Here is a 5,801-nt window from a genome sequence, read left to right as displayed (position 1 = left end):
GGGCCGGGCCGACGCCTGGTTCCTCGACGGCTTCTCGCCCGCGAAGAATCCCGAACTCTGGAGCGACGCGCTCATGGCCGAGGTCGCCCGCCACACCGCGCCCGGCGGCAGCCTCGCGACCTACACCGCGGCGGGCCATGTCCGCAGGGCCTTGGCTTCGGCGGGCTTTCAGGTAGAGCGGGGGGCCGGCTTCGGCGCCAAGCGCCACATGAGCCGCGGCACCCTCAAGGACGGGACATGACGGACCAGAACTTCCGCTTCGGCGCGATACTGATGACGCTCTCGACCTTCGTCTTCGCGATGCAGGACGGAATCTCGCGCCATCTGGCCGACACCTACAATGTCTACATGGTGGTGATGATCCGCTACTGGTTCTTCGCGCTCTTCGTCCTCGCCCTGGCCGCGCGCCGGCTGCCCGGCGGGATCACGGCCGCGCTCAGGCCGCGCTTTCCCTTGCTGCAGGTCACCCGCGGCGTCCTCCTCGCGGCCGAAATCGTCGTCATGGTCACGGCCTTCACCCTCCTCGGGCTGGTCGAAACCCACGCCGTCTTCGTCTGCTATCCGCTGCTCGTCGCCGCCCTGTCCGGGCCGGTGCTCGGCGAACGTGTCGGCTGGCGGCGCTGGAGCGCGATCGGCGTCGGGTTCGTCGGCGTCCTCGTCATCCTCCAGCCCGGCTTGCGGGTCTTCTCGCCCGCTGCCCTCGTGCCCCTCCTCGGTGCCTTCATGTTCGCGCTCTACGGGCTCCTGACCCGCTACGTCGCGCGCGGCGACAGCGCGATGGTCAGCTTCTTCTGGACCGGGATCGGCGGCGCCGTCCTGATGACCGCCGTCGGCCTGTTCCACTGGGAACCGATGTCCGCCTTCGACCAGGCCCTGATGGCCGTCCTGTGCTGCACGGCCGTGCTCGGCCACTGGCTGATGATCCGCGCGCTGGAGGTGGCGGAGGCGAGCGCGCTGCAACCCTTTGCCTACCTCCTGCTGCCCTTCGCCGCCACGCTCGGCATCACCGTCTTCGGCGACCGGCTGGAGCCCAACGTGGCCCTCGGCGCCGCGATCGTCGTCGCCTCGGGCCTCTTCACCCTGTGGCGGGCCCGCAAGACGGGGCGGGGCGCGGTGGCGGGTGGCCCCTGACGTCTGCTGCCGGGCGGGTCAGGCGTCGCCGTCGCCCGGCAGTTTCGCGCGCGGCGGCACGGCGTCACGGAACGCGTCGAAGCTTTTCCATGCCGGCTCCACCGGCGGCGTACCGGCGCGGGGGATGTAGATCGAGGGTCCGTCCGGTCCGGGGATGTAGCGCGGACAGTTCGGGAAGATCGCCCGCGCCCTGACCCGCACCAGAAGCTGCGCACCGAAGAAGGCGCCAAGATCGGCGTCGTCGCGCGCAAGGGTCGCGGTGCCGTTCACCCGCAGCCGGCGCGGCCTTTCGCCCATGGCGATGAAGAGGAGGCCGACCTCGGGGTTGGCCCGGATGTTGCCGAGGCTCTTGAACATGCCATTGCCATCGTAGTCCGGGAAGGCGATCTCGTCGGACGCGGTGACGCGGACGAAACCGGGCGCGCCGCCCTTGAAGGAACAGTCGGGCCGCCCCCCGGCATCCGCCGTTGCCAGGAAGAAGAACGCGGCCGCCTCGATGAACGCGCGATCCTCGGCGCTGAACTCCCGCCGCAGCGTCACCTGCTCGAGGCGGTCCGCGATCCCGCGGCTTCCGAACTGGTCCTGCAACTCACGGTTTCCGTCGTGAAAGAGCAGGCTTGCCATCGCCGCGACACTCCCTGATGCCAAGGGAACCATAGCACGTCCTGGGCATCCGGCGTAGTGGGCGCTGGCCCGATCACCGCCCCTTCAGCTCCTCGGTGAAACGCAGCGGTCCGGTCTGGCCGGCCAGCCGCGCGCGGTAGACGGGCAGGCTTTCGGCGACGCGCATCACGTAGGTCTGCGTCTCACGGAAGGGGATCGCCTCGATCCAGTCCACCGGGTCCACGCCCTCGGCCCTGGGGTCGCCCAGCTCGCGGATCCATTGCCGCGACCGGCCGGGCCCGGCGTTGTAGCCTGCCGCGACCAGAAGCGGCGACGTCCCGAACTCCGCCACCAGCTCGTCGAGATAGGCCGCGCCAAGGCGCGCGTTGTACTGCCAGTCGGTGGTGAGCTTTCCCGGCTCGTAGGCGACGCCGATCTTCTGCGCCATCATCTTCGCGGTGCCCGGCATGACCTGCATCAGCCCGCGCGCGCCCGCATGCGACACGACGGACGCGTTGAACTCGCTCTCCCTCCGCGCGATCGAGAGCGCGAGCTCGGGCCTAACCGGCAGGTCGAGCCCGGAAAGCGCCGGCACCGGAAAATAGGCGGAGGGCCAGACCACCCCCTTGTCCGCCGCCGCCTTGGCGAGCGAGAGCGCGACGTAGGGTTCCTTCGCCTCCATCGCCATGCCGGCGAGAGCGCCGATCTCGTAGCCCGAAAGACCCTCGCCGAGATGCAGCAGGAACCGCGCGGCAAGCGCCTCGTCGCCCGCGGCCATGATCTCGCGCGCGGCGAGGAAGACGCTGCTTCGGGCGAAGGGCATCGCGCGCCAGTCGGGGTAGCTCTCCCCTCCCGCCATCGCGGGCGAGAGCGGCAGGCCGACCTTCTCGGCCGAGAGGAGGCCGTAGAAGGCAGTCGGATAGCGCGCGCCCTCCGCGTAGGCGACGGCGGCGTCGGCCTCGCGGCCCAGCGCCTCGAAGGCGCGTCCGCGCCAGTAATGCGCGCGGGCGAGGCTGATCGGCCCGTTCACGGCCTTCGCGAAGCGGTCGAAGTGCTGCAGCGCCGTCCCGGCATCGCCGAGCTTCCTGAGCGCGATGTAGCCGGCGAGCCATTCGAGGTCGGCGTAGTCCTCTCCCGACCGCAGATGGTGCCAGGCCGCCATCTTGTAGGCGCGCCCGGCATCGCCCTCGCGCATCTCCTTCCGGGCCAGCCTCCTGCGCCAGTCGGCCCATTGCCCCGGATCGCCCAGCGCCTCGGCGCTCTGCGACCGTTCGAGAAGGAGGGCGTCGGCGCTGTCGTAGAGGTCCTTGCGGATGCGCCAGCGGAAGCGGTCATAGGCGAGCCCGCCGGAATTGACCGCCTTCTCGGGCAGCGCCGCAAGGAGCGCGTCGATCCCCTCGGCATCGGTCTGCAGCGCCACCCGCGCCTCCGCGACCGCCCGGGTATAGGGGCTGGCGAGCGGCAGCATCCGCTTCACGTCGGCGCTGTTGCCGTCGCGCAGCATGGCGGCGATGCGGCCGTCATGGTGATCCTTCAGCCAGTCGCCATGCCGTGCGAGGAACAGCTCGTGCTCGACCTTGGTCATGGCCAGCGTCCGCCAGGCGCGCACCGCCTCCTCCTTGGCGGCCGCCTCCTGTCCCGCGGACCGCAGCGCGGCAATCAGCGCGAGGCTGCCGGTGCCGGTCTGCGGGCGCGCCTTGGTGAACCAGGCGATGACCGTGGCGGCAGAGATGTCCTCGGCGATGACCCGCTCGCCCTGCTCGCGCAGGAGTTTCAGCCCCGGCCAGTCGGGATGCCGGTCGACGAAGGCCAGGTATTCGTCGAACCCACCCTTGCCGTCCCTGAGCCGCTGCCAGTCGATCACCGCGGCGGCGAGCGAGCCGGCCGCCCGCGACTTCGCCACCGCGTCGGGCCAGTCCTTCGCCTCGGCGGCCGCAAGCGCGGCACGAAAGGCGGCAGGGTCGTCCGCACGGGCCGGGGGACTGAGGAACACAAGAAGCGCCAGCGCAAGGGGCGCCGCGCGCAGGGTCTTCGGGGTCATCTTTCGCTCTGCCTCGGTGTTTTTCCAAAAGATAGCGCCCGCGCCGCCCGCCGCAACACACAAACTTGGCAAGGGTCGCGCCGCCCTATAGGTTCCGCGCGATTTCAGCGGGCGAGTCTCGCCCAGAACCGCAGGGAGCGTGTCATGTTCAAAGGGTCCTTCGTCGCCCTCGTCACGCCGTTCAGGAACGGCGCACTGGATCTCGACGCGCTCAAGAAACTCGTGGACTGGCATATCGCCGAGGGCACCCACGGCCTTGTTCCCGTCGGCACCACCGGCGAAAGCCCGACCCTTTCGCACGAGGAACATGGCCGCGTGATCGAGGAAGTGGTGAAGGCGGCCGCCGGCCGGGTGCCTGTGATCGCCGGCGCAGGCTCGAACAACACGGCGGAGGGCATCGCCCTCATCCAGCATGCCGAGAAGGCGGGCGCCGATGCTGCCCTCGTCGTCACGCCCTATTACAACAAGCCCACGCAGCGTGGTCTCATCGCCCATTTCAAGGCGATGCACGATGCCTGCAACCTTCCCATCATCATCTACAACATCCCGCCGCGCTCGGTGATCGACATGACCCCGGAGACGATGGGCGAACTGGCGAGGCTTCCCCGCATCGTCGGCGTCAAGGACGCCACCGGCAAGATCGAGCGGGTGAGCCAGCAGCGCGCATCCTGCGGGCGCGACTTCATCCAGCTTTCGGGCGAGGACGCGACCGCGCTCGGCTTCAACGCGCACGGCGGGGTGGGCTGCATCTCGGTCACCGCGAACGTGGCGCCCAGGCTCTGCGCCGAATTCCAGGAGGCGACGCTGGCCGGCGACTACGCGAAGGCGCTTGCCTACCAGGACCGGCTGATGCCGCTCCATGAGGCGATCTTCATCGAGCCGGGACTCGCCGGCGCCAAATACGGCCTCTCGCAGCTTGGCCTCTGCGCCGAGGAAGTGCGCTCGCCCCTGACGACGCTCCTGCCCGAGACGAAGGCAAGGATCGACGCCGCCATGCGCCATGCCGGGCTGATCAACTAGGGCGCTTTCCCGGCAGGTCGCCTCACCGCCCGGTTTGCGGCATGGATGGCGATAGAGACGCGCCCCCTCGCGCGGACGCTCTTCATCGACGCCAGTGCCGCCACGGTCGGTTCCGTCACCAGAAGTCCCGGTGGCCGTTCATGATCTCTTCTTCGAGCTCAGGAAACGGCCCACGGACCGCCACGGGACGCCTGCCCGCGGCGAAGACCTGGCGACAGTTCAGATCGAGCGTCAGGTTCTCGGGGTTGTCGCCGGTCAGCTCGGCCAGCCGCCTTTCGCTCAGTCCGTAGACCACGGTGCCGATTCCAGCCCAGTAACAGGCCCCGGCGCACATGCAGCACGGCTCGACCGAGGTTACCAGGGTGCAGCGCGCGAGAAAGGCCGGGTGGTATCGCTGCGCGGCCGCGCGACACACGTTTGCCTCTGCGTGGCCAACACCGCGGTCCCGCGCATAGGTGTTGCCCGACGACATCAGCACATCACCCTCGGGCCCGACGAGAAGAGCCCCGAAGGGGTGATTGCCGGAGCCCCGGCTCTCGGTGGCGATCTCTGCGGCGAGACGCAGATATGCGGTATCACGCCTAATGGCCGTCTCCTCGGGAAGTGCCGCCTGGAAGTCTACACGCAAAGGCCCTGCGCCTCGATTCCGTTTTTCCACGACCCGGGCGCAATCACGGGACCGGGATTCGCGCCTTCCCCCATCTCTCCCGGCAATCGCGGGGGCCTTGAACGCGGTTGCAGGAACGCCCGGGGCGCAGCATTTCGGCCTCGTTGTGCCGCCGTGCTGCCGCAACCGGTCCCTCCGCCGGATCCGACAACGTCAATGTCTCACATCGGGGCTGTTCAACACCCCCCGCGCCGCGCTAGCCATTTGATCAAACCCGGCACGGAGCGCCCCATGACCCCCGAGATGATCCTGACGAACGCACGCGTCCTGACGATGGACCCGGCCCGGCCGCGGGCCGAGGCGGTGGCGGTGGCCGGCGGGCGGATCGCCGCCGTGGGC

The 5,801-nt window shown here is 69.6% G+C and carries 6 protein-coding genes; 3 read left to right on the top strand and 3 right to left on the bottom strand.

What is annotated here, in order from left to right:
- Together F9K34_RS16510 and F9K34_RS16505 are read left to right on the top strand one after the other, a co-directional pair.
- Window positions 1–241, top strand: a 241-nt coding sequence (locus F9K34_RS16510; RefSeq protein ID WP_291338213.1) for an MnmC family methyltransferase, incomplete at its 5' end; no start/stop codon positions are given.
- On the top strand, window positions 238–1,131 hold the full coding sequence (locus F9K34_RS16505) for a DMT family transporter (protein WP_291338212.1): 894 nt from the start codon (window positions 238–240) through the stop codon (window positions 1,129–1,131). The genes F9K34_RS16510 and F9K34_RS16505, both read left to right, overlap by 4 nt.
- 18 nt (window positions 1,132–1,149) lie before the next feature.
- On the opposite strand, the gene F9K34_RS16500 is transcribed toward F9K34_RS16505, so the two are convergent.
- Complete coding sequence (locus F9K34_RS16500; RefSeq protein ID WP_291338211.1) at window positions 1,150–1,755, bottom strand: pyridoxamine 5'-phosphate oxidase family protein; 606 nt, start codon at window positions 1,753–1,755, stop codon at window positions 1,150–1,152.
- A gap of 73 nt (window positions 1,756–1,828) precedes the next feature.
- Window positions 1,829–3,775, bottom strand: coding sequence for a transglycosylase SLT domain-containing protein (locus tag F9K34_RS16495; protein ID WP_291338210.1), 1,947 nt, complete (start codon window positions 3,773–3,775; stop codon window positions 1,829–1,831).
- Window positions 3,776–3,919: 144 nt separating this feature from the next.
- Here F9K34_RS16495 and dapA point away from each other — a divergent pair, with 144 nt between their 5' ends.
- The gene (dapA, locus tag F9K34_RS16490) at window positions 3,920–4,795 is read left to right on the top strand and encodes a 4-hydroxy-tetrahydrodipicolinate synthase (protein WP_291338209.1); all 876 of its coding nucleotides are present in this window, start codon (window positions 3,920–3,922) and stop codon (window positions 4,793–4,795) included.
- A gap of 115 nt (window positions 4,796–4,910) precedes the next feature.
- On the opposite strand, the gene F9K34_RS16485 is transcribed toward dapA, so the two are convergent.
- Window positions 4,911–5,423: a nucleoside deaminase gene (locus tag F9K34_RS16485; protein ID WP_291338208.1), complete on the bottom strand. Its 513-nt coding sequence runs from the start codon at window positions 5,421–5,423 to the stop codon at window positions 4,911–4,913.
- Window positions 5,424–5,801 lie beyond the last annotated feature (378 nt).

This window comes from Albidovulum sp. (assembly GCF_008933605.1).
GTDB lineage: Bacteria > Pseudomonadota > Alphaproteobacteria > Rhodobacterales > Rhodobacteraceae > Albidovulum.
Note: the sequence above shows the minus strand (reverse complement) of the source record. Positions and strands in the feature narration are given on the sequence as shown.